19 protein-coding genes and 1 pseudogene are annotated in these 22,772 nt (G+C 70.3%); 6 read left to right on the top strand and 14 right to left on the bottom strand.

Annotated elements, in window-relative coordinates; translation table 11 throughout:
* Window positions 1-5 precede the first annotated feature (5 nt).
* The 4 genes and pseudogenes from ACFWBY_RS21145 to ACFWBY_RS21130 all read right to left on the bottom strand — a co-directional run bounded on the left by ACFWBY_RS21145 (window position 6) and on the right by ACFWBY_RS21130 (window position 5,219).
* A complete protein-coding gene (locus tag ACFWBY_RS21145; RefSeq protein ID WP_385341623.1) occupies window positions 6-626 on the bottom strand; it encodes a nuclease-related domain-containing protein in 621 nt (206 codons plus the stop codon).
* A 2,412-nt stretch (window positions 627-3,038) separates the two neighbouring features.
* Window positions 3,039-4,195 (bottom strand): annotated as a pseudogene (locus ACFWBY_RS21140) (tyrosine-type recombinase/integrase).
* Window positions 4,195-4,392: a helix-turn-helix domain-containing protein gene (locus tag ACFWBY_RS21135; protein ID WP_385341626.1), complete on the bottom strand. Its 198-nt coding sequence runs from the start codon at window positions 4,390-4,392 to the stop codon at window positions 4,195-4,197. Before ACFWBY_RS21135 ends, ACFWBY_RS21140 begins: the two are co-directional and overlap by 1 nt.
* A gap of 185 nt (window positions 4,393-4,577) precedes the next feature.
* Window positions 4,578-5,219, bottom strand: a complete 642-nt coding sequence (locus ACFWBY_RS21130; protein WP_385341628.1) for a hypothetical protein — start codon at window positions 5,217-5,219, stop codon at window positions 4,578-4,580.
* Window positions 5,220-5,679: 460 nt separating this feature from the next.
* Between ACFWBY_RS21130 and ACFWBY_RS21125 the strand changes: the two genes are divergently transcribed.
* Entirely contained in the window at window positions 5,680-6,237 is a 558-nt protein-coding gene (locus tag ACFWBY_RS21125) for a GNAT family N-acetyltransferase (protein WP_385341631.1), read from the top strand.
* 327 nt (window positions 6,238-6,564) lie between these two features.
* Complete coding sequence (locus ACFWBY_RS21120; protein ID WP_385341633.1) at window positions 6,565-6,801, top strand: DUF2277 domain-containing protein; 237 nt, start codon at window positions 6,565-6,567, stop codon at window positions 6,799-6,801.
* Between the two features lie 257 nt (window positions 6,802-7,058).
* Here the strand turns inward: ACFWBY_RS21120 and ACFWBY_RS21115 are convergent, their stop codons facing one another.
* From ACFWBY_RS21115 to ACFWBY_RS21100, 4 genes are all read right to left on the bottom strand, one after another.
* The gene (locus ACFWBY_RS21115; RefSeq protein WP_385341636.1) at window positions 7,059-7,568 is read right to left on the bottom strand and encodes a hypothetical protein; all 510 of its coding nucleotides are present in this window, start codon (window positions 7,566-7,568) and stop codon (window positions 7,059-7,061) included.
* Between the two features lie 804 nt (window positions 7,569-8,372).
* On the bottom strand, window positions 8,373-9,005 hold the full coding sequence (locus ACFWBY_RS21110) for a DedA family protein (RefSeq protein ID WP_385341638.1): 633 nt from the start codon (window positions 9,003-9,005) through the stop codon (window positions 8,373-8,375).
* Window positions 9,006-9,180: 175 nt separating this feature from the next.
* The gene (locus ACFWBY_RS21105) at window positions 9,181-10,845 is read right to left on the bottom strand and encodes an alkaline phosphatase D family protein (protein WP_385341640.1); all 1,665 of its coding nucleotides are present in this window, start codon (window positions 10,843-10,845) and stop codon (window positions 9,181-9,183) included.
* A gap of 137 nt (window positions 10,846-10,982) precedes the next feature.
* Window positions 10,983-11,627: an HNH endonuclease family protein gene (locus tag ACFWBY_RS21100; protein ID WP_385341642.1), complete on the bottom strand. Its 645-nt coding sequence runs from the start codon at window positions 11,625-11,627 to the stop codon at window positions 10,983-10,985.
* Window positions 11,628-12,626: 999 nt separating this feature from the next.
* On the opposite strand from ACFWBY_RS21100, the gene ACFWBY_RS21095 reads away from it, so the two are divergent.
* The gene (locus ACFWBY_RS21095; RefSeq protein WP_385341645.1) at window positions 12,627-13,079 is read left to right on the top strand and encodes a VOC family protein; all 453 of its coding nucleotides are present in this window, start codon (window positions 12,627-12,629) and stop codon (window positions 13,077-13,079) included.
* A gap of 1 nt (window position 13,080) precedes the next feature.
* On the opposite strand, the gene ACFWBY_RS21090 is transcribed toward ACFWBY_RS21095, so the two are convergent.
* Both ACFWBY_RS21090 and ACFWBY_RS21085 read right to left on the bottom strand, forming a co-directional pair.
* Window positions 13,081-13,758 (bottom strand): HAD-IA family hydrolase, encoded by a 678-nt coding sequence (locus ACFWBY_RS21090; RefSeq protein WP_385341647.1) that lies wholly within the window; start codon window positions 13,756-13,758, stop codon window positions 13,081-13,083.
* Window positions 13,759-13,890: 132 nt separating this feature from the next.
* Window positions 13,891-14,523, bottom strand: a complete 633-nt coding sequence (locus ACFWBY_RS21085) for a peptidoglycan-binding protein (protein ID WP_385409684.1) — start codon at window positions 14,521-14,523, stop codon at window positions 13,891-13,893.
* Window positions 14,524-15,038: 515 nt separating this feature from the next.
* Here ACFWBY_RS21085 and ACFWBY_RS21080 point away from each other — a divergent pair.
* Complete coding sequence (locus ACFWBY_RS21080) at window positions 15,039-17,093, top strand: DHA2 family efflux MFS transporter permease subunit (RefSeq protein WP_385341652.1); 2,055 nt, start codon at window positions 15,039-15,041, stop codon at window positions 17,091-17,093.
* A 48-nt stretch (window positions 17,094-17,141) separates the two neighbouring features.
* Here ACFWBY_RS21080 and ACFWBY_RS21075 read toward each other — a convergent pair whose 3' ends face one another.
* Entirely contained in the window at window positions 17,142-17,729 is a 588-nt protein-coding gene (locus tag ACFWBY_RS21075; RefSeq protein ID WP_385341655.1) for a GNAT family N-acetyltransferase, read from the bottom strand.
* 104 nt (window positions 17,730-17,833) lie between these two features.
* Between ACFWBY_RS21075 and ACFWBY_RS21070 the strand changes: the two genes are divergently transcribed.
* Complete coding sequence (locus ACFWBY_RS21070) at window positions 17,834-18,253, top strand: nuclear transport factor 2 family protein (RefSeq protein WP_385341658.1); 420 nt, start codon at window positions 17,834-17,836, stop codon at window positions 18,251-18,253.
* Between the two features lie 140 nt (window positions 18,254-18,393).
* Here the strand turns inward: ACFWBY_RS21070 and ACFWBY_RS21065 are convergent, their stop codons facing one another.
* A complete protein-coding gene (locus ACFWBY_RS21065) occupies window positions 18,394-18,747 on the bottom strand; it encodes an antibiotic biosynthesis monooxygenase family protein (RefSeq protein WP_385341660.1) in 354 nt (117 codons plus the stop codon).
* A 221-nt stretch (window positions 18,748-18,968) separates the two neighbouring features.
* On the opposite strand from ACFWBY_RS21065, the gene ACFWBY_RS21060 reads away from it, so the two are divergent.
* Window positions 18,969-20,906 carry a bifunctional glycosyltransferase 87/phosphatase PAP2 family protein gene (locus ACFWBY_RS21060; RefSeq protein ID WP_385341673.1) on the top strand — a complete coding sequence of 646 codons (1,938 nt, stop codon included), beginning with the start codon at window positions 18,969-18,971 and terminating at the stop codon, window positions 20,904-20,906.
* Window positions 20,907-20,999: 93 nt separating this feature from the next.
* On the opposite strand, the gene ACFWBY_RS21055 is transcribed toward ACFWBY_RS21060, so the two are convergent.
* The gene (locus ACFWBY_RS21055; RefSeq protein WP_385341662.1) at window positions 21,000-21,347 is read right to left on the bottom strand and encodes a DUF6193 family natural product biosynthesis protein; all 348 of its coding nucleotides are present in this window, start codon (window positions 21,345-21,347) and stop codon (window positions 21,000-21,002) included.
* A 169-nt stretch (window positions 21,348-21,516) separates the two neighbouring features.
* Window positions 21,517-22,761, bottom strand: coding sequence for a cytochrome P450 (locus ACFWBY_RS21050; RefSeq protein ID WP_385341664.1), 1,245 nt, complete (start codon window positions 22,759-22,761; stop codon window positions 21,517-21,519).
* Window positions 22,762-22,772 lie beyond the last annotated feature (11 nt).

Here is a 22,772-nt window from a genome sequence, read left to right as displayed (position 1 = left end):
TTGAGCTACGAACCGAGCCAGGCTCCGCGATGCCGGGCCACGGCATACACAGCCTCGACCTGCTCTGGCGTGAGCTTGCCGGTGAGCGGACCCAGGACAGAGACCTCCCGCTCCCGGTAGATCCGAACGCCGAGCTGAGTCGGGACCCGAGGCAAGTCTTGTGCGCCGACGAAGACGAGGACGGGCTCGACCGGAACGGGGAAGGCGCAGTAGCGCTCAAGCACCCCACGCACATACTTCGCTTCGGCTCGACTCTTGGCCGGGTACGGGCGGGCCGGACCGTGGTCCACCTTGACCACGTCGTCACCGATCCATACGGACTTCCCCCGCAGGTTCTTGGTATTGACCGTGAACACCCCGCCCGGACCGATGAGTAAGTGGTCTATGTCCCCTCCGCGGGACAGCCGGATCGAGTGCAGCACCTTCCATCCGTGCCGGGTGAGACGTCCGAGCTCGGCGCCGGTCTTCCGCTCGCCGGCCAGCCCCCTGGACCACGAGTCCCACCGGGTCTTCCTTCGCAGCAAGCGATTGATCACCCGTTGTACGGGCGTCGGTCCCTGTGCGGCCAACAGGTCCCGCACCTCCGCCCCAGGCCGAGTTCGCGCGAGATCGTTCTCCTTGGTCAACGCAGGTAGCTCCGCCACAACACGCGGCCGAGCCCGGACCTTCCGTGGCGGCGATTGCTTCGTCGGTGGCTTCACAGGAGGCTTGGGTTCCGCAGTCTGCGCAGCGAAGTGAAGCCGAAGCGCGGCCACCGCCCGACCTCGGTGCTCCTCCACGAGGATGGTCACCTTGCCGGTGCGGACATCCGCCCACGCGACGGCAGTCCCGTCCACAAGATTCACGTACCACCGGTCATGACCGGGCTTACGCCACCGGGTAACCCTCAGCTCGCCCATGCCGCCCCCTGAGACCTCGCGCCCCGAATCCCATGGGACCAGCCGAACCGCGACACGACAAGATGACCTGCCACTCGCCCCGACGAACAGCCCGACCATCAAGTGCGGTGAGAGTTTCCCTACTTCATCAAGGGCGCTTCCGCCGCCAAGGCGGCGTCACGCGCCCGTCGCCCCGGGCCTGCGCTCCTGTCTGCGCCCCGCTCCAGCCCGGGACGCCGTCCGCACGCCAATGGCTCAGGACTTGATGGGCTGGATGAGCCCGGCCTGATCGGTGAGCCACCCGTCAAGACGATGCCTCCGGCGGTGGCGCTCTGACTCTGGGATGCGGGGGCCAGTCGTGCGCCCGCGGCTCCATCGTGGTTCGTGGTGGGGGCTGTCATCCCGTCTGCCGTCGCCCCAGGGCAAGCCGTAGCAGACCAGCCGCCGGGGGCCCAGGTCGTTCGTCCAGCAGGGCGCTCCACCTGGGCCCCTGACGACTGCCCCGCTACCACTACGTGTGGGACGACGGCAGACGGGATGACAGCCGGGGCGAGCTATGGCTGGTGCTGTCGGCCCCACCGACCTCCGTCAGAGTTCAGCGCGCGAATTCGTCAACGGCCACGGCGCAAGGCCGCCGCAACGGATGGCAGTTCATGGCGGATCGCGGGTGAGATATCCGTTTTGTAGCCAAACGTTGAGACGTAGCCATCGGCCGTCACTCAGACTCGTGCCGTCCGACACGCAAAAGGCCCACCCAGCCGCGCAGGCTTCCCGGCGAGAGCGGCAGGGTGGGCGTGATACCTCTAGGAGGTTCAGCGATGAGTGTGACCCTCGCTCCATGGGACCTGTCAAACTGGGCAACAAAGCCCTGGGTGATCACTGTCATCGTCATTGTTCTGATCACGTGGGGGCGTGGGGAGGTGGCCCACTCGCTTGCTGAGGCGCTGACTCTCGCGACAGCTCTCCTCGCGTACGAGGTACAGCAGCGGGGCACCGCAAGCACAGCAACCGACCCCGCCCGGTAGACACCCTCAGCGGCCTCGAAGTAGCCGGTATGCCCGTCGCTGGCCGGTCTGGCTAGAGCTACGGATCAGAGCGTGGCCGTGCCCTCCCCGTGCCCGTTCAGTGGGGGGACAGCGGGGAACAGCGGTCGCCAGCGGACAGTGCTCATACGAACGGCCCCTGACCGTTCTTGCTAGTCAGGGGCCGTTCATCTGCGGTGGGTGTGAGATTTGAACCCACGGGATTCGCGCCACGACGGCTTTCAAGGATGCCTGTAAGGTCGTGACGGATTTCAGTGATTCCATGGGGCGAATTTCAAGTAAGGGAAGTGAATCCCTTCGGAGAACGGCTTGTGGCCCGCAATGTTGCCCAAACCCCAGAGTAGTGCAGATATTCCTGTCAATGTGTATACCGCTAGCCAAAAGGCGAGTATGGCAACCCACCAGGCGCATGACGCGATGAGTCCAACGAATGCGAAGATGCAATTGTCGGCCAAGCCATCTAGCGCATCGGGCATCCTCCTCACATCCTTCCTGCGGCACGCAATCGCCCCTCAGGCAGGGGAGCCCATGAGGTGTGACCCTCAACTTCCATCAAATCACTCCGAGAGTCTGACGCCAACTCAGGAGTGAATGCTCATTCAACTATTTCTGGAGTCAATTGACTATCTATGCCTGGAGGTGAAGCCTGGGCGTGCGAGTGAGGGGAGCCAGTGATGTCGGACCCACAGGAGATTTTTAACACTCAGAAGCACGCGCAGGAAGAGGCCGCACGGGCTCAGGAAGCTGCGGACAGGCATGCAGAGGAGATGGCTGAGAAGAAGGCCCGCGCGGATGAGCAGGCGAAGCGGGAGCAGCAGGGCAGGGCCTGGGGAGACAAGTAGGCACGATCGAGGGCGGGCCGCCTCGGATGGGGCAGCGAATGCTGAGTCGCGTACGCGCCGCTGACATCCGTGGCTGACATCAACGCTGCTGAACGCTGACAGCTTCGGGCGGTCGCGCAGATAGTTCGCGGCCTTGGGTTGGTGGGCGTCGGGTGGGGGCTGAGCGAGCTTACAAAGTAGATGACGGCGGTTTGAAACCGTCCGCGCCCACCAGCGAAAAGGCCCCCAACCGATCATGGTTGGGGCCTTTGACGGCTCTAAGTGACGGCAGTGGCCTACTCGGTCGGCCGCCGCCGGCGCAGCAGCCGGTCCATGTGGCCCATGGCCTCCCGCATCCCGCCTGCCGCTGTCCGCCACGTGGGTGTAGACGTTCTTCGTGACGGCGATCTGCGAGTGACCCAGGATCTCCATCACCACTCGAGGTGTCACCCCGGCCGCGAACAGCAGGGTGGCGCACCCGTGCCGAGCGTCGTGCAGCCGGATCCGTGGCAGGCCGACGTCCTGGCTGATGCGCTCGAAGGACCGGCTGATGTTGCGCGGCTCGATCGGCCGGCCGGTGCGCGTGGTGAACACGTAGTCGCTCTCCTCCCATTTTTTGGCCGCGGCCTGCGACGCAGCCTGCCGCATTCGCTGCCAGCGCAGGGGCGCGACGCACATCTGGGGGAGGGGGATGACCCTGCTCCGCCGGTTCTCGGTGGAGTCCGCGTACAGCTTCTTCTGCACCCGCTGGATCGGGTTCCGTACGGTCAGGTCCGGCGGTCGAGGTCGATGTCGGACCAGCGCAGCCCGAGGATCTCGCCCCGGCGCAGCCCCAGGGCGACCGCCAGGACGAAGGCCGCGTACAGCAGGTCGCGCCGACTGGCCTCCAGGAACGTGAGCGTCTCGTCGAGGTTTCACGGCTTCAACTCACGCTGGACGATGCGCGTCGCCGGCACGGGCATCACCACGTTGCGGCTGATCAGCTCCTTCCGGCTCGCCGCCGTGAGCGCGCTGCGCAGCACGCGGTGCGACTCCTTCGCCGTCGCGGCGGAGGCCTGCGCGGTCACGGCAGCCACCATCCGCCGCACGTCCGGTAAGCCGAGGGTCTCCAGACGCTTGGAGCCCAGATGCGGTAGGAGGTACAGCCGGACGTGCGTCTCGTGGTCTCGTACTTGGCTTACGTCGCCTTCCTCCGGTCGTGCTTGACGAACGTCTCCAACCAGAACGGCAGCCACTCGGAGAGCATGGCCGAGCGTGTGGGCGTCGGGATGCCCTGCCGGTCGCGGAGGACCAGCTCCTGACGCTTGGTGTCGCACTTTTCCCACGTCTTGCCGTACACGGTCTTCCGGCGGCGGGTGCCGTCGGTTTGGGGGACGTAGGTGCGCGCCTCGTATCGACCGTCGCTGCGCTGCCAGATGCTGCCCGCGCCGTTCGGGTTCCTCATGCGCGCCATCAGGCTGCTTCCTCCAACTTGGCTTCCAGACAGGCGCGAATGCTGTCTGCGGGGATCCTGCGCGAGCGGCCCTCGGTGAAGCTCGGGAGGGCACGGGAGCGGATCAGGTTGTAGACGGTGGAGCGGCTTTGCCGCGGGGCGGCCATGACCTCGGGAACCGTCAGGGCCTGGTGTGTGGTGGGCGGGGGTGAACTCACTGCGGGCTCCGTGGCAGTGGTGGGCCAAATCGCTCTGGATCCGCAACACCGCACATCCCCTGCTGAGCGGGTTGTACTGCTTGAGTAGTCGCCTCTGCGACCTGCGGCCCATACGTGGACGGCTGTGGCAGAACAGCACCGTCGCGGGCCTCTAGATCCCTCAGGCAGTCGTATGATCGTCATTCCTAGCAGATGTTGTTTTCCCGATCCGGTGTTTCGATCTCGTCATCCAGCCCAGGATCTGGGGCCAACAGCTCCGCCTTCTTGATCGCGCCAAGGCCTCGAGACCAATACTGGTTGGTAAAATCCTTGAAGGTTAGAGTGAAATTGGAGCCATCATCGTCGAAGATGATCTCCACGGGTACGTTAATGCTCTCTTTGGTGCAAGAGTCGAGAAGATGGAACCGATAATTCTTCTTGATTTTTGAGCTTTCCGACACGGTTTCGTGGATGCTCAGTGTGACGTCATCTACCGATTCCTTTTCGCGATTCAACACCCTCAGTGTGACCCACGTTTTCCCCTCGGTGTCCGTCCAATTGCCGGATTTCGACCAGTCGACGCCGGCGGGCGTAGATTCCCTGGCGGCAATTTCCTCCTGCCTCTGGGAGATTGCGTTCTGTTTCTCGGCGATCCTGTTCTGCTCCTTCGCAAAATCATTCTGGGTCTTAGTGAGAGCACTCTGTTCTTGCCATGTCGTGATGGATAGGATCAGTGCCCCTACAGCGACAGCGGAAGCCGTCATCTGTGCGGCGATTGACAGCTTGGAGCCGCGCTCACGCCTTTCCTCTGAATTGGACTGCGAGGTATTAGCGTCCTCATTCTCCATTGCTGCCTCCCTGGGCATTGAAGCTCTGGTCCAGGGTGGCTCAGGCCCAACTCGGATGCTCGCCAGCAGCGACCGAACGGGTGCGGGTCGCACTGCAGGTGCGGCCTACTTGTGGACCGAGCGCCCAGCCTGCGCCAATGAGCCGTCGACCACCCTCCGGGGTTGTGTGCTGCATGGCCGATCACGGGCAAATAGGTGGTGCCTGACGGCATCCGCTGACGGCAACGGCTCAGGACGCCTGCCACGAGTCCCCGACAGGCTTGGAAAGCGTGGGGACTACCCTCACGAGTTCGCATCTCGTGTCCTCCGCCGCTGCTGACCAGCCGAAACGAGGGTGCCGACCACTTAGGCAAGGCGCGGCAGGGGGCCGCAATGCGCGTACAGGGCCCGCGCCCGGCGGCGCGCTACGTGCAGTGGGCTGAGAAGCTGCATCCGCGAGATCAGTCAGAGGGGGCAACACATGACGCCGCAGGGATCCATCACCGTAGAGCACATGGACGGTTCAGCCGCAGCACAGGCTGAGGACGCGTTCAGGCTGATCTATGCCGACGTGTTCGCGGAACCGCCGTACAACGAGACCGCGGACGACGTCGCAGCCGCTTTCCGGCGCTTTCGCTCCCAGACCCGTAAGCGCACCTTCCGTGCCGCCCTAGCCCGTACCGAGGACGGGCAGCCGGTCGGCATGGCATACGGGTTCGCAGTCGAGCCTGACACAGGGTGGTGGGACGAACTGACCGAGCCCGTTTCCGACGACATGCGGCGCGAGGACGGGCACCGCACGTTCGGCCTCATGGAACTTGCCGTACGCGGACCCTGGCGTGGGCAGGGGCTCGCGCGGCGTCTGCACGAGACCCTGCTCGATGTCATCGAGGCCGAACGGGTGCTGCTGAACGTCCACCCGGACAGCAAGGCAGCGTTGGCCGCCTACCAGGCGTGGGGCTACCGCAAGATCAGCGAGGCGCGCCCGTGGCAGGGCCCCGACCTCTACGACGTCATGCTGCTCGACCTGCGCACATGACGACTGATGCACACCGCCCCTCATGCTCGACTCGCTCCGTGGTGGCCGACCGAGTGCCCCATGAGCTCCCAGCGCGTTCCTGTACGCCCTTCCTGCTCCTTGGCGGCTCCGGCACCGTGCAAGGAGCGCTCACGTCGGGTGGGCGACAGCCGTGGCCGACAGCGACAGCGACAGCGGGGGCGGGGGCTGCTGCGGGGGACGTGGCGCCGGTGCTCGTTCTGCTTCCGGCCGCGGGACTCGGGGGTTCGCTGATCGGCTGGTGGTCGTAGACCTGTCAAGGGCGCGGACGAGGGGTCCCGAGGGTCGGTCGAGCGGGATAGTGGAGGTATGTGCCGATCCATTAAGACGCTGCGTCCGCCCGCCATTCCGGAGAAGGCGACCGAGGAGGAGATCCGGGCCGCCGCCTTGCAGTACGTGCGGAAGGTGTCCGGCTTCAGGGCGCCCGCCGCGCACAATCAGGAGGTCTTCTCCGCCGCCGTCGACGCGATCGCAGAGGCGACGCGCGACCTGCTGGACGGGCTCCAGGTCAGGGGTGCGGCCGTGGCCGGCCAGTCCGCTGGTTAGGCGGCAGCCGGTCCCGGCGGCAGCCGGTCGGTGTGTTGGCGGGGGCCGTCCGCGGCCCCCCGACGACAGCGCCACCCGCACCGCCGCGCGCGTGACCCGGTAGTACGCGGCGCGGCGACCGGGTCACGTGTTCACGTTCTCAGGGCTGTCCGTGCGGGCTGGTTCGGGGCAGCCGTGTGCGGGGGCGGGTGCCGGGCGGGAGTGGGAAGCCTTGTACGGGGCCCTCGGCCACTCCCGTGGCCCTCTGGGGGCGGGCCTTACGAGGCACGCCCCGTGCGGCGGCGGAGGAACCAGGCGCCGGCACCGAGCGCGCTCGCGACGAGGCCGCCGCCGATGGCGATCTGGCCGGGGCTCATGGAATCGATGCTGCCGCCCAGGCCGCCGCGTGCGGCGCCCGGGGTGATGTTCAGGGCGACGGTGACGCGCTCTCCGCCGGGGCCGCCGCACTCGAAGGTGACCGGGTGCGATCCGGCGCTGATGTTGTTCGAGACGGTGGCCGCGCCGAAGAGGTTGGTGGCCTGCGCGTTGCCCGGCGTCAGCCATACGTCGCCGAAGGCGCGCGAGGTGGCCTTGCCGGTCCGGGTGCCGCAGCCGGAGACGTTGAGGCTCACCCGGCCGCCCGGGGCGACGTTGGTCGGGGAGACGCTGCCGGAGGGCTGGGCCTGGGCGAGGGTCGGTGGAATCGCGGCGGCGATGGCCACGGCCGTGGCGGCGACGGCCAGCAGGCGGGGGATGCGAGGGCGGGGGCGGTGGGAGGTGGCGGGCATGGAGAGGACTCCTCGGGCTCCGGGACTGCGCGGCGCGGATTCGGGTGCGCACCGTGCTCTGGACGCTAGGAGCCCGGCGCTGACGCGGCGATCGCTGCCGGGTGAACGGGTGAGCCACTGCTCCGCCCGGGGGAGGCCAAGAGGGCAAGCCGGTGAGTGGGAGGCCGGTGAGTGGGAGGCCGAGGAAGAGCGAGTCCGGGGCAGGGCGAGTCCGGGGCAGGGCGAGTCCGGGGAGGAGGAGCCGGGAGGAGGAGCGAGGAGGCGAGGCCGGGCAGGGGGAGCTGGGCAGGGGGAGGCTCGGAGGGCGGAGCCCGCGGGAGGAGACCGACGAGGAGGGGCCGGTAGGGGGCCGCCTGGGGGAGGTCGGGCAAGAGGAGCCGGGAGGGCGTCCCGGCAGGGGGAGGCCAGGCGAAAGGAGTCGGGAGGGCATGCCGGCAGGGGGAGGCGAGGCCGGGCAGGGGGAGGCTCGGAGGGCGGAGCCCGCGGGAGGAGACCGACGAGGAGGGGCCGGTAGGGGGCCGCCTGGGGGAGGCCAGGCAGGAGGACCTGGGGAAGGCCAGGCGGGAGGAGCCGGGAGGGCATCCCGGCAGGGGGAGGCCAGGCGAAGGAGTCGGGAGGGTATGTCGGCAGGGGGAGGCGTGGCGGGGAGGAGCCGGGAGGGGGAGGCCAGGCGGGGAGGAGTCGGGAGGGCATGTCGGCAGGGGGAGGCGAGGCGGGAGGAGCCGGGAGGGTGAGGCCAGGTGGAGGGGCCGGGAGGGTGAGGCCAGGTGGGAGGAGCCGGGAGGGGCGGCGGGGTGGGGTGGGTTAGGTCGCCGGGGTGGGGGTCGGGGTGGGGCGGCGGACGACGAAGGCGGCCAGTGAGCCGGCTGCGAAGAGGGCGACCACGGAGACGGCGGTGCCGAGCCAGGTGGCGCCGAGCCACTGGGTGCCGAAGTAGCCGAGGGCAACGCTGTACCCGGCCCATGCCATGGCGGCCACGACCGACCAGGGCAGGAACTCCTTGATCTTGCGGTGGGTCTTTCCTGCGCCCAGGGAGACCACCGAACGGCCCGCCGGGGCGAAGCGGGCGACCACGACCAGCGCGCCGCCGCCACGAACGAGCGCGGTGCCGAGGCGTTCGTGCGCACGGGTGAGCCGGCGGGAGCGGGCGATCGCCCGGTCGAGGCGGGCCCCGCCGCGCCGGGCCAGCCGGTACGCGGCCATGTCGCCGAGCACGGAGGCGGTGACGGCGGTCACCAGCAGCGCCAGGATGTCCGGCACCTCCGCGGGTACGGTCACCGGTCCCGTCGCTCCGGCGGCTGCCGCCGCGGCCGCCGCTGCGGTGACCACCAGGACCCCGCTCGGCAGTACCGGCAGGAAGACGTCGAGCAGGATGGACAGCGCCACCAAGGCGTAGATCCATGGGCTCGAAGTCAGAGAGCCCAGACTCTCAAGCAAAGCGGGACTCCCCGGTCCGGTCGACGTGCTTCGGCGTGAAGCGCCGCAACGTCGCGGGGGAGCGGCAGGGGCGGCTGACAGCGGAACAGCGTACGCCGGGTGTTCATGGACCGGACGCCCGGGGGGCGGTCGGGCGCAATGGCGTGTCCGGGGCGTGTGGCGGTGCCGTCCTCCTTCAGTCCGTGGGTTCCCCGGCGCCCTGTCCCGGGGGTGTCAGGTCTCGGTCCAGGACCGTCACCAGCCGGGGGCCCTTGCGGGCCTGGTCCAGGCGGAGCCGCGCGGAACGGCCCGACAGCGCGAGGGTCATCAGCTGGTTGCCGAACCACGGGCCGCCCGTGCGCCGCCAGCTCAGTGGGGGCCGGCCCGTCCGGCCGTGCCGGGAGAAGCCCCGGCCCAGCCACCGGCCCCACCGCGACCAGCCGAGCCGGAAACCCCACTTCACCGCGGTGTGGATGGAGTTGTGCACCGGCGAGCACGTCAGCTGGAACACCCGTGCCGTGCTGGGTATTCGGGGCTCCGCCACATAGGCGTGGTGCACGTCCCCCGACAGCACGCACACCGTCGCCGGCGCTCGGGGTCCCGTCCCCACCTCTTCGATCAGGTCGCTGAGCGCCGCGAACGAGGCCGGGAAGGCCGCCCAGTGCTCCAGATCGCTGCGCCGCCGCAGGTTCTCCCCGATCCTGGCCCACCGGGGGCCCCGCTCTCCGCGGCACAGCGCGCTGTTCCACACCTCCGCGTCGTGGACGAGCGGCGGCATCAGCCAGGGCAGCGAGGACCCTATGAGCAGGTGGTCGTAACCGCCGTGCCCCGCGAGGGCGTTGTCGCGGAGCCACTGCTGCTCCGCCGGGTCGAGCATGGCCCGCCCGTCCTCCTGGAGGACCCGGGCGGCCCGGGTGTCCACCATCAGTAGCCGGGTCCGGCCGAAGTCACGGCGGTAGCTCCAGCGGACCGTGGCCGGGTCGGCGTCCGCCGAGGCCGCGAAGGCCCGTAGGGCGTCGGTGCCGTCGGGGCTTTCGCGGACCGCCGCATACAGCGCGTCGGCCGCGAGCTCGGCCGGGGAGAGGTTGCCGAGGTGCTGGTACACCCAGTACGACATCAGCCCGCTGAGCACCCGTTCCCTCCACCACGGGGTGGCGCGCATCTCGGCCAGCCACGCCTCGCTGGTGTTCCAGTCGTCGATGACGTCGTGGTCGTCGAATATGTGCAGGCTCGGGACGGTGGACAGGAGCCAGCGGATCTCCGGGTCGAGCCAGGACTCGTAGTAGAGCCGGGTGTACTCCTCGAAGTCCGCTACCTGGGCGCCCGGGGCCTCGCTCAGGTCCCGTCGGGCCGCCAGCCAGGCGCGGGTGGCCCGGGACAGGTGGTCCGCGTACACCTGGTCGCCGAGGAGGAGCAGGACATCGGGGCGCACCGCGTCCGGGTCGACGGCCAGTTGCGCGGCGAGGGTGTCGAGGGCGTCGGGGCCGTGCGGTCCGCGCCGGTCGGCCGGCGGGGCGGCCTGGCGGCAGGAGCCGAAGGTGAGGCGGAGGGTGGGGTGGTGTGCCTTCGCGGTGGGCGTGGTGATGGCGCTCGGGGGAAAAGGGCTGTCGGGCAACGGCCAGACACGCACACCGTCGAGCAGTACCTCATACGCCGTGCTGGAGTTCGGGGTCAGGCCGGTGACGGGGACCAGGGCGTAGTGGTGGCCGGCGACCTGGAAGGTGCGGACGCTGCCCCCGGCGCCGTCGGCGCAGCGCACCTCGGCGGTGCACGGGCGGTCCGCCTCGATCCATATCGTGGCGGAGTCGCCCGTGTCCCAGTCGACGTAACGCAGCAGTGGTCCCAGACGCATTGCGGTCATGCAACTCCCCCTCCTTCGTCCTGTCTTGCCCCTGTGATCACGTTACGACGGGGAGGGCGGGCTCCACCTCCCCCTGGCGGGGGAAAGATCCTTGGCCAGGGGTGGGTGGGAAGAGGAGGGGGAGAAGGGGGCGACGGTCAGCAGGCGTTGAGGATGTTGAGCAGGGCCGTCTTCTCCGTGGAGTCCATGCTCAGGCTCCAGTACTGCTTCACTCCGACCCACATGCGCGCGTACGTGCAGCGGTAGGCCGTGCGCGGCGGCAGCCACTTGCCGGGGTCGAGGTCGCCCTTGGCCTGGTTGACGTTGTCGGTGACCGCGATGAGCTGGGGGCGGGTCAGGTCGTTGGCGAACTGCTGGCGCTTGCTGGTGGTCCAGGAGTTGGCGCCGGAGCGCCAGGCCTCGGCGAGCGGGACGACGTGGTCGATGTCGAGGTCGGAGGCGGCGGTCCAGGTGGCGCCGTCGTACTCCGAGTACCAGCTGCCGCTGACGGCCGCGCAGGCGGAATCCTGGACGACGCCCGAGCCGTCGCGCTTGAGGACGGTCTCTCGCGTGTTGCAGGTGCCGGAGACGGTGCTCCAGTGGGGGAAGAGGTCGCGGCTGTATCCGCTGGTCGAGCCCTCGGTCTTCGGGGTGACCGTAGCCAGGTAGGAGCGGGCGGCCGCGGCGCTGATCGGGGCGGGAGGGGCGGCCGCGGCGGTGGGGGCGGTCAGGAGGGTGGTGAGGGCGGCAGCTGCCAGTGCTGAGGCGAGCATGCCAATTCGACGCGCGTAGATGGAGGACATGGAAAGACTCCTCGGTGGGGGTGGAGTGCTGGGGCGTCGCCATGGTGGCCGCGCCGGGTTACGAGGGGATGGGGCCCAGGTGACAGTGTGGCGACATGAGCATGCCATGGCGAGGCCTGTAACCGTCCCGGGTGGGGCGGTAGTTGGGATTCCGGATGGGATCTGACCGGAGTCGGGCCCAAAGTCCCCTTTCGGCCGGCCGGACGGACGCGTCGCGGGCGCGTGGGGAGCGGGGAGGGGGAGGGGAGTAGCTCCTGGCCGGACCCTGCGCCTCCTGCCGGGTCAGGCCAATCGGCGCCCGGAGGCAGGCCACGCGCAGCGTGCGTGCAGGATCGGCGGGCGAGGCCATCGGCGTCGTCCTCGGAGCCGAGCTCCCGACGAGACGGCCCTGGCCGGCCTGATGCTCGGCGCCCCGCTACGGGGCGTCGTGAGTCTTCGTCGGCGTCGCCACGGAATCGGCCGGGGAGGCCTTCGGCGTCGCCTTCGGATGTGAGAGTCCGACGAGACGGCCCAGACAGGCCCGGTGCTCGGCGCCCGGTACCTCGCCTCGTGAGTCTTCGTCGGTGTCGCCGCCGCCTTCGCCGTGCGCGTGGCACTCGCCGGCGCGGGATGCCGGGAGGCTCACGCTGCTTCCCAACCGGCTGGTGCGAACCGTCGGTGGCGTGCTGATCCTGGCGGGCGCGGCGACGCTGCTCCGAGGTGGGGGCCGGGGGAAAGGGCAAGTCGTCTGTCGGCCGGTCCTTCTGCAAGGCGTTGGGGTCGTGGGTGGCTGATCATCGAGACCGCGGCGGCGGTCTTGGCGGCGCCGGGCGTGTTCTCGCTCCGCGGGGCGGTCAGGGGTGAGTCCGTCCGTGCGGGCGGCCGGCCGTTCGCGCGTCCACCGTCCCCGGCTCCCCGCCCGCCCTTCGCCGGCGCCCCGCCCCTTTGCGCGGTCGCCTGCCGAAGGCGGGCGGGCGCGTGAACGGGGGCGATGTCAGAGGCGTCTGGGAGGCTTCGGGGATGGAGCTGACGCTGCAAGTGACCATCGACTGTGCGGATCCGCGGGTGATGGTGTCGTTCTGGGCTCGGGCGCTGGGGTACGTGCCGGAACCCGCGCCCGGCGGGCATGCCAGCTGGCGGGAGTACTGGGCTGACATGGGGGTGCCCGCGGAGGAGCTGCCCGAGGGGGCGGGAGAGAGCCCGGAGTCGATCGTGGATCCGGCGGGTCGGGGGCCCAGGGTGTGGTTCCAGCAGGTTCCGGAGCCCAAGACCGGCAAGAATCGGTTGCACTTCGACCTGAAGGTCGGCGGCGGGCGCGATGTCGCGGTCGACGTGCGGACCGGGCGGGTCGACGAGAAGGTCGGGCAGCTCACCGGAGCGGGCGCGACCGTGGTGCGCGTCATGGACGAGCCGGAGGGCTTCTACGCCGTCGTGCTGCAGGATCCCGAGGGCAACGAGTTCTGCGTCGTATGAGTCAGGCGTTCCGGAGCGTGAGGATGATGGAGCCGTCGGGGGAGGCGGTCACGCCGACGGCCGTCAGGTCCGGGACGTGGGCCGTGGGTGCGTGGGCGGCGGCGCGGGGGCCGACGCCGATGACGCGCATGCCCGCGGCCCGGCCCGCGGCGATACCGGCCGCCGAATCCTCGAAGACGACGCAGTCGGCCGGGTCCACTCCGAGCGCCGCGGCGCCCAGTAGGAAGCCCTCGGGGTGGGGCTTGCTGTCCTGGACGGACTCGGCGGTCACCCGCACCTCGGGCATGGGCAGGGCCGCGGCGGTCATCCGGGCCGTGGCCAGGCCCGTGTCCGCGGACGTGACCAGGGCGTGCGGGAGGTCGCTGATCGAGGCCATGAACTCCGGGGCGCCGCCGACCGGGACCACGCCGTCGGTGTCGGCGGTCTCACGGGCGAGCATCACCGTGTTCTCGGCGTAGTTCTCCTCCATCGGGCGGTCCGGGAGGAGGATCGCCATCGTGGCGTAGCCCTGGCGGCCGTGCACCACCTTGAGGGCCTCCTGCGGGTCCAGGCCGTGGGAGACGGCCCAGTCGCGCCAGCAGCGTTCGACCACCGCGTCGGAGTTGACGATGGTGCCGTCCATGTCCAGGAGCAGGGCCTTGGCGGTCAGGACGGCGGGGGCGGTGGTGCTGGCCGGCATCGGCGGGCTCCAAACGGGGCGGGAAAAGAGAACAAGTGGTTCCGTCCACCGGTCAGGGAGAGAGGACGGAACCACTTTGTTCCTGAAGGATACAAAGCCGTGTGGGCTCCGCGCCACCATCGGGGATGTGTTCTATCCCTCCAATGCGCGACGGGTCGCCGGACCGTAGACGCCCCAGTCGTCGCCCTCGATGTCGTTCTGCCACTGGAACGTCGACACCGAGTTCTCCGTGCGGGAGCCGTACTTGCCGTCGAACTTGCCCGAGTACAGGCCCCGCGCGGCCAGCAGGCGCTGGAGCTTCTCCACCTCGGGGCCCGAGTTCCCGTACCGGAGGGTCGACCCCGGCGCCTGGGGGGTGGGGGCAGGGCTCGACGGGGGGCTGGGGGGGGGGGAGGGCGCCGGGGCCGACGAGCGGCTCGGGCTGGGGGAAGCCGACGCGGACGGGGAAGGGGACGCGGATCGGGAGGGGCTCGGGGAGCGGGAGGCCGAGGGGCTCGGCTTGGGGGCCGCGGAGGACTGCGAGGGGGCCGCCTGGGTCAGGCTGATGACCGGGGACGAGCTTTTCACGTCGAGGAGGACCGTCTCGGGCTCGCCGGACCCGGCGAAGGCCGTCACGGCCAGGGCTGCCGCGCCGAAGGCGACCACCGAGGAGGCGGCTACCAGCAGGGGGCGTATGCGACGGCGCAGGGCTGCGGGTGCCTGTGCGGGTGCCTCGTAGGCCGGTACGGGACGCAGCTGCATCGTTTCGTCAGCCCAGGAAGCCACGGGCGTGCCGTACGCCGGCGTGTGCGCCCCGGACGGCGGTGGCGGGGCGGAAGCGGAGTCGGATTCGGAGCTGGGGCCGGAGCTCCAGCCGGAGGCCGGGCCGGATTCGGAGGCCGGGCCGGATTCGGAGCTGGGGCCGGAGCTGGAGGCTGAGCTCCAGTCGGGGCCGGGGCCGGGGCCGTGGACGGGGCTCGGTGGGGCGGGAGCCCGGCCGGGGTGGGGCGGCGGTGGGGCGGAAGGTCGGCCGGGGGCGGGGCTCGGTGGGGTGGCGGCCTGGCCGGGGTCGGGCAGGGTCACGTACGGGCGGACGCGCAGGGGCTCGAACCCCGACGCACAGCCGCAGGCGTCACCCACGGCGCCGCATTCTGTACAGCGCTCAGCGCTCACTTGTAACCCCATCCCTGGACACTGCCTGCGATTATGCAGACCCGCGCAAGCGCCCCCAACCGCCCGAGAGGCCATAACGGGACACACCGCTCAGGATGGAGGTGTCGATCAGGCCCGAGGAGGAGCCGATGGTTGAGGACGTGGCCACGGAGACCGACCCGCGGAAATCCGGTACGGGTGCGGAACACACCTCTCGCGAGGTGCTCGTCTCCATCGGGGCTCTGCTGCTGGGTCTGCTCATCGCCGCGCTCGACCAGACGATCGTGTCGACGGCGCTGCCGACGATCGTCAGCGATCTCGGGGGGATGGCGCACCTGTCGTGGGTCGTCACCGCCTACATGCTCGCTTCGACGGCCGCCACGCCGCTGTGGGGCAAGCTCGGGGACCAGTACGGGCGCAAGAAGCTCTTCCAGTACGCCATCGTGCTCTTCCTGATCGGGTCCGCACTGTGCGGGCTCGCGCAGGACATGCCGCAGCTCATCGGCTTCCGCGCGCTGCAGGGCCTCGGCGGCGGCGGCCTGATCGTGCTGTCGATGGCGATCGTCGGAGACATCGTCCCGCCGCGCGAACGCGGCAAGTACCAGGGCCTCTTCGGCGCGGTCTTCGGAGCGACCAGCGTGCTGGGTCCGCTGCTCGGCGGACTGTTCGTGGACCAGCTGTCGTGGCGCTGGGTCTTCTACATCAACCTCCCCATCGGGCTCGTCGCGCTCATCGTCATCGCCGCGAACCTGCACATCCCGGTGCGCTCCGACAGGCACACCATCGACTACCTCGGCACCTTCCTCATCGCCTCCGTCGCGACGTGCCTGGTGCTCGTGGCCTCCCTCGGCGGGACCTGGGGCTGGAACTCCTTCGCGATCATCGGGCTGGCCGTGCTGGGCGCTGTGCTGCTGATCGCCTTCATCGTCATCGAGCGGCGGGCCGTGGAGCCCGTGCTCCCGCTCAGCCTGTTCCGGATCCGCACCTTCACCCTCTGCTCACTGATCAGCTTCGTCGTGGGCTTCGCGATGTTCGGCGCCATGGTCTACCTGCCGACCTTCCTCCAAGTGGTCCAAGGGGTCTCGCCGACCATGTCGGGCGTCCACATGCTGCCGATGGTGCTCGGCATGCTGATCACCTCCACCGGCTCCGGCCAGATCGTCAGCCGCACCGGCCGCTGGAAGGTGTTCCCGATCGCGGGCACGGCCGTGACGGCGGTCGGGCTGCTGCTCCTGCACCAGATGGAGCGCACCAGCTCCACCTGGGAGATGAGCGTCTACTTCTTCGTCTTCGGTGCCGGCCTCGGACTGGTCATGCAGGTGCTCGTGCTGGTGGTGCAGAACGCGGTCAGTTACGCCGACCTCGGAGTCGCCACCTCCGGTGCCACCTTCTTCCGCTCCATCGGCGCCTCCTTCGGCGTCGCCATCTTCGGCACGGTCTTCACCAACAGGCTCGACGGCGAGCTGTCCGCCGCGCTGGTCGGAGTACCGCTGCCGCCCGGGGTGGACGCCGCCCGTCTGGAGGCGGACCCGCGCGCCATCGGGGCCCTTCCCGCCGACCTGCGGCCGACCGTGCTGGACGCCTACGCGACGTCCATCACGGACGTCTTCCTCTACGCCGTACCCGTGGTGCTGGTGGCCTTCGTCGTGTCCTGGTTCCTGAAGGAGGACAAGCTGCGCGGCTCCGTGACCACGCCGGACGTCAGCGAGACCCTCGCCTCCAATCCCGTCCACCGCTCCTCCCACGAGGAGGTCGCCCGCGCCCTGACGGCACTCGGCACCCTCCAGGGCCGCAAGCACGTCTACGAGAAGATCACCGCGAAGGCCGGCTACGACCTGCTCCCCGCCTCCAGCTGGATGCTGCTGCGGATCAACAAATACGGCTCCGCCGAGCCGGCCGTGCTCGCCGATCGGACCATCGTGCCGCTGAAGGTCATCACGGAGGCGGCCCGCCAGATCGAAGGGCGCGGGCTGGCCGTCCGCGACGGGCTGGCGCTCGTCCTGACGGACAAGGGCCGCGCCTGCGCGAGGAAACTGACCGACGCGCGGGCGCAGTCGCTCGCCGAACTCCTCGGCGACTGGTGGAGCCCCGACCGGCCGACGGAGCTGTCCGAGCTGGTCGCGGAGATCAACGCGGAGCTCTGCGGATCCGACTCCGAGGAGCCCTACGATTCCCTGTCGCGCCGGGACCACGCCGCCGTGTGACCTCTCGAGCCAGCCTCAGACCAGCCTCAGACCAGCCTCAGACCGGCCTCAGACCAGCCGCTTCTCGAACCAGTGCTCGGCGTACGGGCCGGCACTGTAGGCGGGTATCTCGGCGTAGCCGTGACGCGCGTACAAGGCGCGGGCCTCCACCAGGTCCGACCGGGTGTCCAGGCGGACGCGCTCCGCGCCCAGCTCGCGGCCGGTCTCCTCCAGGACCCGCAGCAGGGCCGCCCCGCCGCCCGTGCCGCGGGCGCGCGGGTCCACATAGACCCTGGTGAGCTCGGCGGTGGCGGGGTCCAGGAGGCGTATGCCCCCGCACGCCAAGGGCGCGCCGTCGAGCCTGCCGACGACGAAACGGCCCGTCGGCCAGACGAGCTCGTCGTCCGGGAAGTCCAGCAGGCCCTGGTCGATCTCGGCTTCGGAGACGGACCGCTCCCAGTACCGGCCGGCGACCTCCGCGTAGTACGCGCGGCGCAGGAGCGTGGCGTCCGGGGTGGTGAACGCCTCGGCGGTGATCTTCCAGGTGGCGGTGGCGGTGGCCGTGGCGGTGGCCGTGGCCGTGGCGGTGGGTGTAGGCGTGGGTGTGATCGGAGCTGCGGCTGTGGCTGTGGTGGTGTACGTCTCGTCGCTCGTCATGGCGTCATTGTCGAGCGGGAGGCAGCCGCCCCGCGCTGGAATATCCACAGGTACGGGCCGATGATATGAAAAGGACAAACCGTACACATGAAGGGCGAACCGTCATGTCGGAGCATCCTGACTGTGCCCTGGTCCGCCGCGGCTACGCGGCCTTCGGCAAGGGCGACTTGGAGGCCGTGGGCGCGCTGATGACGGCCGACGTCATCCACCACGTGCCGGGCAACCACCCGCTCTCCGGGCACCACAAGGGCCGGGAAGCCGTCCTCGACCACTACCGAAAGCTCGGTGAGGAGACGAAGGGCACCTTCCAGGTCGACCTGGAAAGCGTGCTGGTCGACGGCCGGGGTCACGTCATCAGCGTCCACCTGGCCCGCGGCGACCGGGGCGATCGCGGCATCGAGGTCCGCCAGGGCCTCTTCTTCACCCTCGTCGGCGGCAAGATCAGCGACATCGACGAATGCACCGCCGACATCGACGAGGAAAACGCGTTCTGGGGCGGGGCCGGTCGAACCGAGCCCGGTTGAGCCGAGCGGCAGCAGCCCAGTCGGCAGCACTCCAGCCGACTGCAGCCCAGTCGGCTGCCGACAGCCGGCAGCCGACCGGAAAGGCGAGAACGGGACAGGACCAGAGGTCCGGGGCACACGGCCCCGGACCTCCCGCCGTCCTACGCCTGCTTCGGCGCGGCCTGCTGCACGACCTCGAACGACCACACCGACGAGCCCGTGGCCGCGGGCTTCGGCCGCTCCCCGCCGCCCGCCGGACCGCCCGCGCCGCCCGCCGCCCCGCCACCCTGGTGGGCCGCCTTCATGGGCCCTTCCATCCAGGCCTGGAAGTCCGCCTCGGAACGCCACCGCGTGTACACCAGGTACTGGTCGGTGCCCTCGACGGGCCGCAGCAGCTCGAACCACTCGAACCCGTCCGAGCCCTCCACGGAGCCCGCCCGGGAGGCGAACCGCTGCTCCAGAACCTCGCGCTGTTCGGCCGGTACGGTGAGTGCGTTGATCTTCACGATGCTCATGCCCGACATCCTAGGTATCGCGCGGGGGATATCGTCGTCCGGGTAAATGAAGCGCGCGGTATGAAACGCGGTATGAAACGCGGCAGCCAGGCGAAGTCAGGGTTGCGGTCAACAGGGCGGGAGGCCGGCGAGGCGTGGCTAACGCGGCGGAGCACAGTGGTGCGAACGGACATGCCGGGGTCATAGGCGATAGCGGCGGCAGGCTCGGGGCGGCACGCCTCATGCTGTGGGCGCTGGCAGGGTTGCTCGCCGTGAGGCAGGCCGCGGTCGTGCTGCGCGTGCCACCGGGCGAGTGGCTCAGTGATTTCCATCTCCCCGGCAGCCTGCCGGGCTCGCTCTACGACAACGGGCAGTTCACCGGGACCCCCTTCGCGGGGCTGGTCCTCAAGCCGCTGCTCGGCCTCGCCGCGCCGTCGCTGGAGGTGGCCTGGATCTGCGTGACCCTGCTGTTCGTGGCCGCCGTCGGGCTCGTCGCCGCGCGCGGCCTGCCCGACCCCGTGCCGCGGCGCACCGCGCTGCTCGCCGCGCCCGTGCTGGTGGCGCTGATGATGGTCTCGCTGCCCGTCCGCGAGGCCGCCTCGCCCGGCCAGACCGCCGTGCTGCCGGTGCTGCTGGTGCTGCTGGCCGTGTTCCGGGTCCCCGCGGAGCGGCCTTCCGGGTTCCTGCTCGGCGTCGCCGCCGCGCTCCAGCCGGCCCTGCTGCTCTTCGCCCCGCTGTTGTGGCTGACCGGGCGCAAGCCCGCGGCGCGTGCCGCCGCCGTGACCTTCGCCGGTGCCACCGCCCTCTCGTGGGCGTCCCTGCCGCGCGATTCGTGGACCTTCTGGATCGAGCACCTGGCCGGCACCGGCCTCGGCGGCGCCCCCGACGGACTCGCCAACCAGTCCGTGCACGGTGCGCTGCTGCGCCTGGGCCTCTCCGGCCCCGGCGAGATCGTGCTCTACCTGGCCCTCGCGGCGGGGATCGCCTGGATCGGCCTGCGCCGCGCCGCGCGCTACGCCCGCGACGGACAGCTGCTGCTCGCCGTCGCCATCACCGGCTGCGTGGCCGTCGCCGTGTCCCCGGCCGGCTGGCGCCACCAGCTGCTGTGGGTGCTGCTCGCGGTCGCCGGCAAGGTCGGCAAGCGGGCCGCGGACCGGCCGGTGTGGCCGGTGGCCGTGGTCCTGGCCATGACCCTGCCGAGCTCCGTCCTGCTGCCCAATCTGGCCGCGCTGGCCCCCGTACGGGACAACGTACTGCTGCTCGCGGCCCTCGCGGCGGGCTGCGCGGTACCGTTCCTGCCGCGCTCCTCCCCGCACTGGCGCGAGCCGGTTCCGACGGCCTACGGGCGGCCCGCGCCCGCGCGCTGGGCCCGGGTGCCGCTGCTGCCGTTCTGGCGGCGGGTCCTGTCGCGTCCCAATCTGCTGCTGGAACTGCTGCTGATACGGGTCGGCTACTCGCTCTACTCGCACATCCGGGCCGCCGCGCCCACCAGCCGCACCCTCGCCGAGGGCAACGGCAGCCAGATCCACGGCTTGGAGAAGGCGCTCGGCATCGACATCGAGCACGCCGTGAACCACGCGGTCGTGAAGGCGCCCTGGCTGGAGGCGTTCTTCAACTTCTACTACACCTCCTTCCACTTCGTGGTCCCGCTGACGATCCTGGCGGTCCTGTACTGGCGCCGCCCCAAGGACTACCGCTGGGCCCGCGCCTCCCTGGGCCTGGCCACGGTCCTCGCGCTCATAGGTTTCTGGCTGTACCCGCTCGCGCCGCCGCGCCTGATGCCCGGGATGGGGTACGTCGACACCGTCCACGGGGTGCAGGACCTGGCCAATCCGAGCTACGGGGCCATGACCGCGATCTCCAACCAGTACGCGGCGATGCCCTCGCTGCACTTCGGCTGGTCCCTGTGGTGCGGGATCGTGATCGTCATGCTGGCGCCGAAGGGCTGGCAGAAGCTGCTGGGGGCCCTGCACCCGACGATCACGGTGTGCGCGATCGTCGCGACCGCCAACCACTGGGTGCTCGACGCGGTCGGCGGCGCGGTCGTCGTCAGCGCCGGCTTCGGACTCGTCTACGTGCTCTCGGGTCCCCGGGGCGCCGCCCTGCCGGCCGGGGTACTGCCCAGGCCCCGGCAGCCCGAGCGGGTCGGCGCGGGGTCCGCGGAGCGGACGCGGGCCTGACGGTCCCGAATGCGACGAAGGGGTGACGGGGCGGTGTTGCAACCCGCCCCGGACCCCCGTCGGGCAATGCCGCGGCTGCGGCCCGGCTCGGGGTTATTCGTCCGGGAGGTTGGCCACGACGAGGGCTATCGCCGCCGACGCCGTGTCGGTCTCGCCGAGCACGGTGGTCTGGCGGGGGCCGCGCACGCGGAAGCGGCCGTCGGGCAGCGGCTCGACGGCCGGCGCGGTCACGGCGAAGGGATGCCCGGCGGAGGCGCTGAACCACAGCGTGAAGTGGCTGGTGTACGGGTACAGCCGGCGCAGCCGGGGTTCCGTGCCGGCGGCCTCGATGAGCGCCAGGACGCCCTGGCTCATGGGCTCGGACCCGCTCTGCTCGACCATCCGCCGCCACGTCGTCGGCAGCCGCTGCCAGCGTCTGGCGCTGGGGTCCTCAAGGTTCATCCGGGCAGTCTGGGGTCCGGGCGGCCGCCAAGGCAATGATCTCGAAGGTGGCGACACGGTAACGACTGGCGGCGGGGCCGGGGGCGGGGCCGGGGGCGGGGCAGAGCGGCCGAGGGACGGCAGGGGCCGGGCGTGGGAGGTGGGGGCCCCTGCCGTCCTGGATCACGGGTCAGCCGTGGCTGACCCGCAGTTCCTTGATGCCGTTCAGCCAGGCGGCGCGCAGCCGGCGCGGGGCGTCGCCCGCCAGGCGCAGGTCGGGCAGGGCGTCGGCCAGGGCGTTGAAGATCAGGTCGATCTCCATGATGGCCAGGGACTTGCCGAGGCAGAAGTGCGGGCCGCCGCCGCCGAAGCCCAGGTGCGGGTTCGGGTCGCGGGTGATGTCGAAGGCGTCCGGGTTCTCGAAGACCTCGGGGTCGTGGTTGGCGGAGGAGTAGAACAGCCCCACCCGGTCGCCCGCCTTGATCTTCTGGCCGCCCAGTTCGGTGTCCTGGGTGGCGGTGCGCTGGAAGGACACCACGGGCGTGGCCCAGCGCACGATCTCCTCGGCCGCGGTCGAGGGCCGGGTCGCCTTGTACAGCTCCCACTGCTCGGGGTGGGTGAGGAAGGCGTGCATGCCGTGGCTGATGGCGTTGCGGGTGGTCTCGTTGCCGGCGACCGCCAGCAGCAGGACGAAGAAGCCGAACTCGTCGGAGCCCAGGTTGCCCTGGCCCTCGGCCGCCACCAGCTGCGTGACGATGTCCTTGGCCGGGCACTCCTTGCGTGCCGTGGACAGGTTCATCGCGTAGCCGATGAGTTCCATCGCCGCGTTGCCGCCCACCTCGGCGGTGATCGCGTACTCCGGGTCGTCGTACGCGATCATCTTGTTCGACCAGTCGAAGATCCGGGACCGGTCCTCCTGCGGTACGCCGATCAGCTCGGCGATGGCCTGCAGCGGGAGCTCGCACGCCACTTGCGTGACGAAGTCGAAGCTGCCGTCGCCGGCCGCCGCGACGGCTTCCGCGACGATCTTCCCGGCGCGGTCGCGCAGGGCGTCCTCCAGCCCGCGGATGGCACGCGGGGTGAAGCCCCGCTGCACGATCTGGCGTACGCGGGTGTGTTCCGGCGGGTCCATGTTCAGCATGATCAGTCGCTGGGCATCTATCGCATCACGCTGGATGTGCTCGTTGAACCGGATGATCGCCGTGTTCGTCGTGGAGGAGAACAACTCCGGGTGCGTGGAGACGTACTTGACGTCCGCGTGCCGGGTGACGGCCCAGTAGCCCTCGTCGTCGAAGCCGGTGACACCCCGCTGCTGCGGGCACCACCACACGGGCGCGGTCTGCCGCAACTGCGCGAACTCGGGGTAGGGGACCCGGTCTTGGAGCAGATCCGGGTCGGTGGCGTCGAAGCCTTCGGGCAGCACGGGGCAGGTCATCGGGCGACTCC

The sequence above is a fragment of the Streptomyces sp. NPDC060049 genome (assembly GCF_042736715.1).
Classification (GTDB): Bacteria; Actinomycetota; Actinomycetes; order Streptomycetales; family Streptomycetaceae; genus Streptomyces.
The sequence above is the reverse complement of the archived record's forward strand: the minus strand, read 5'-3'. Positions and strand labels throughout refer to the sequence as shown.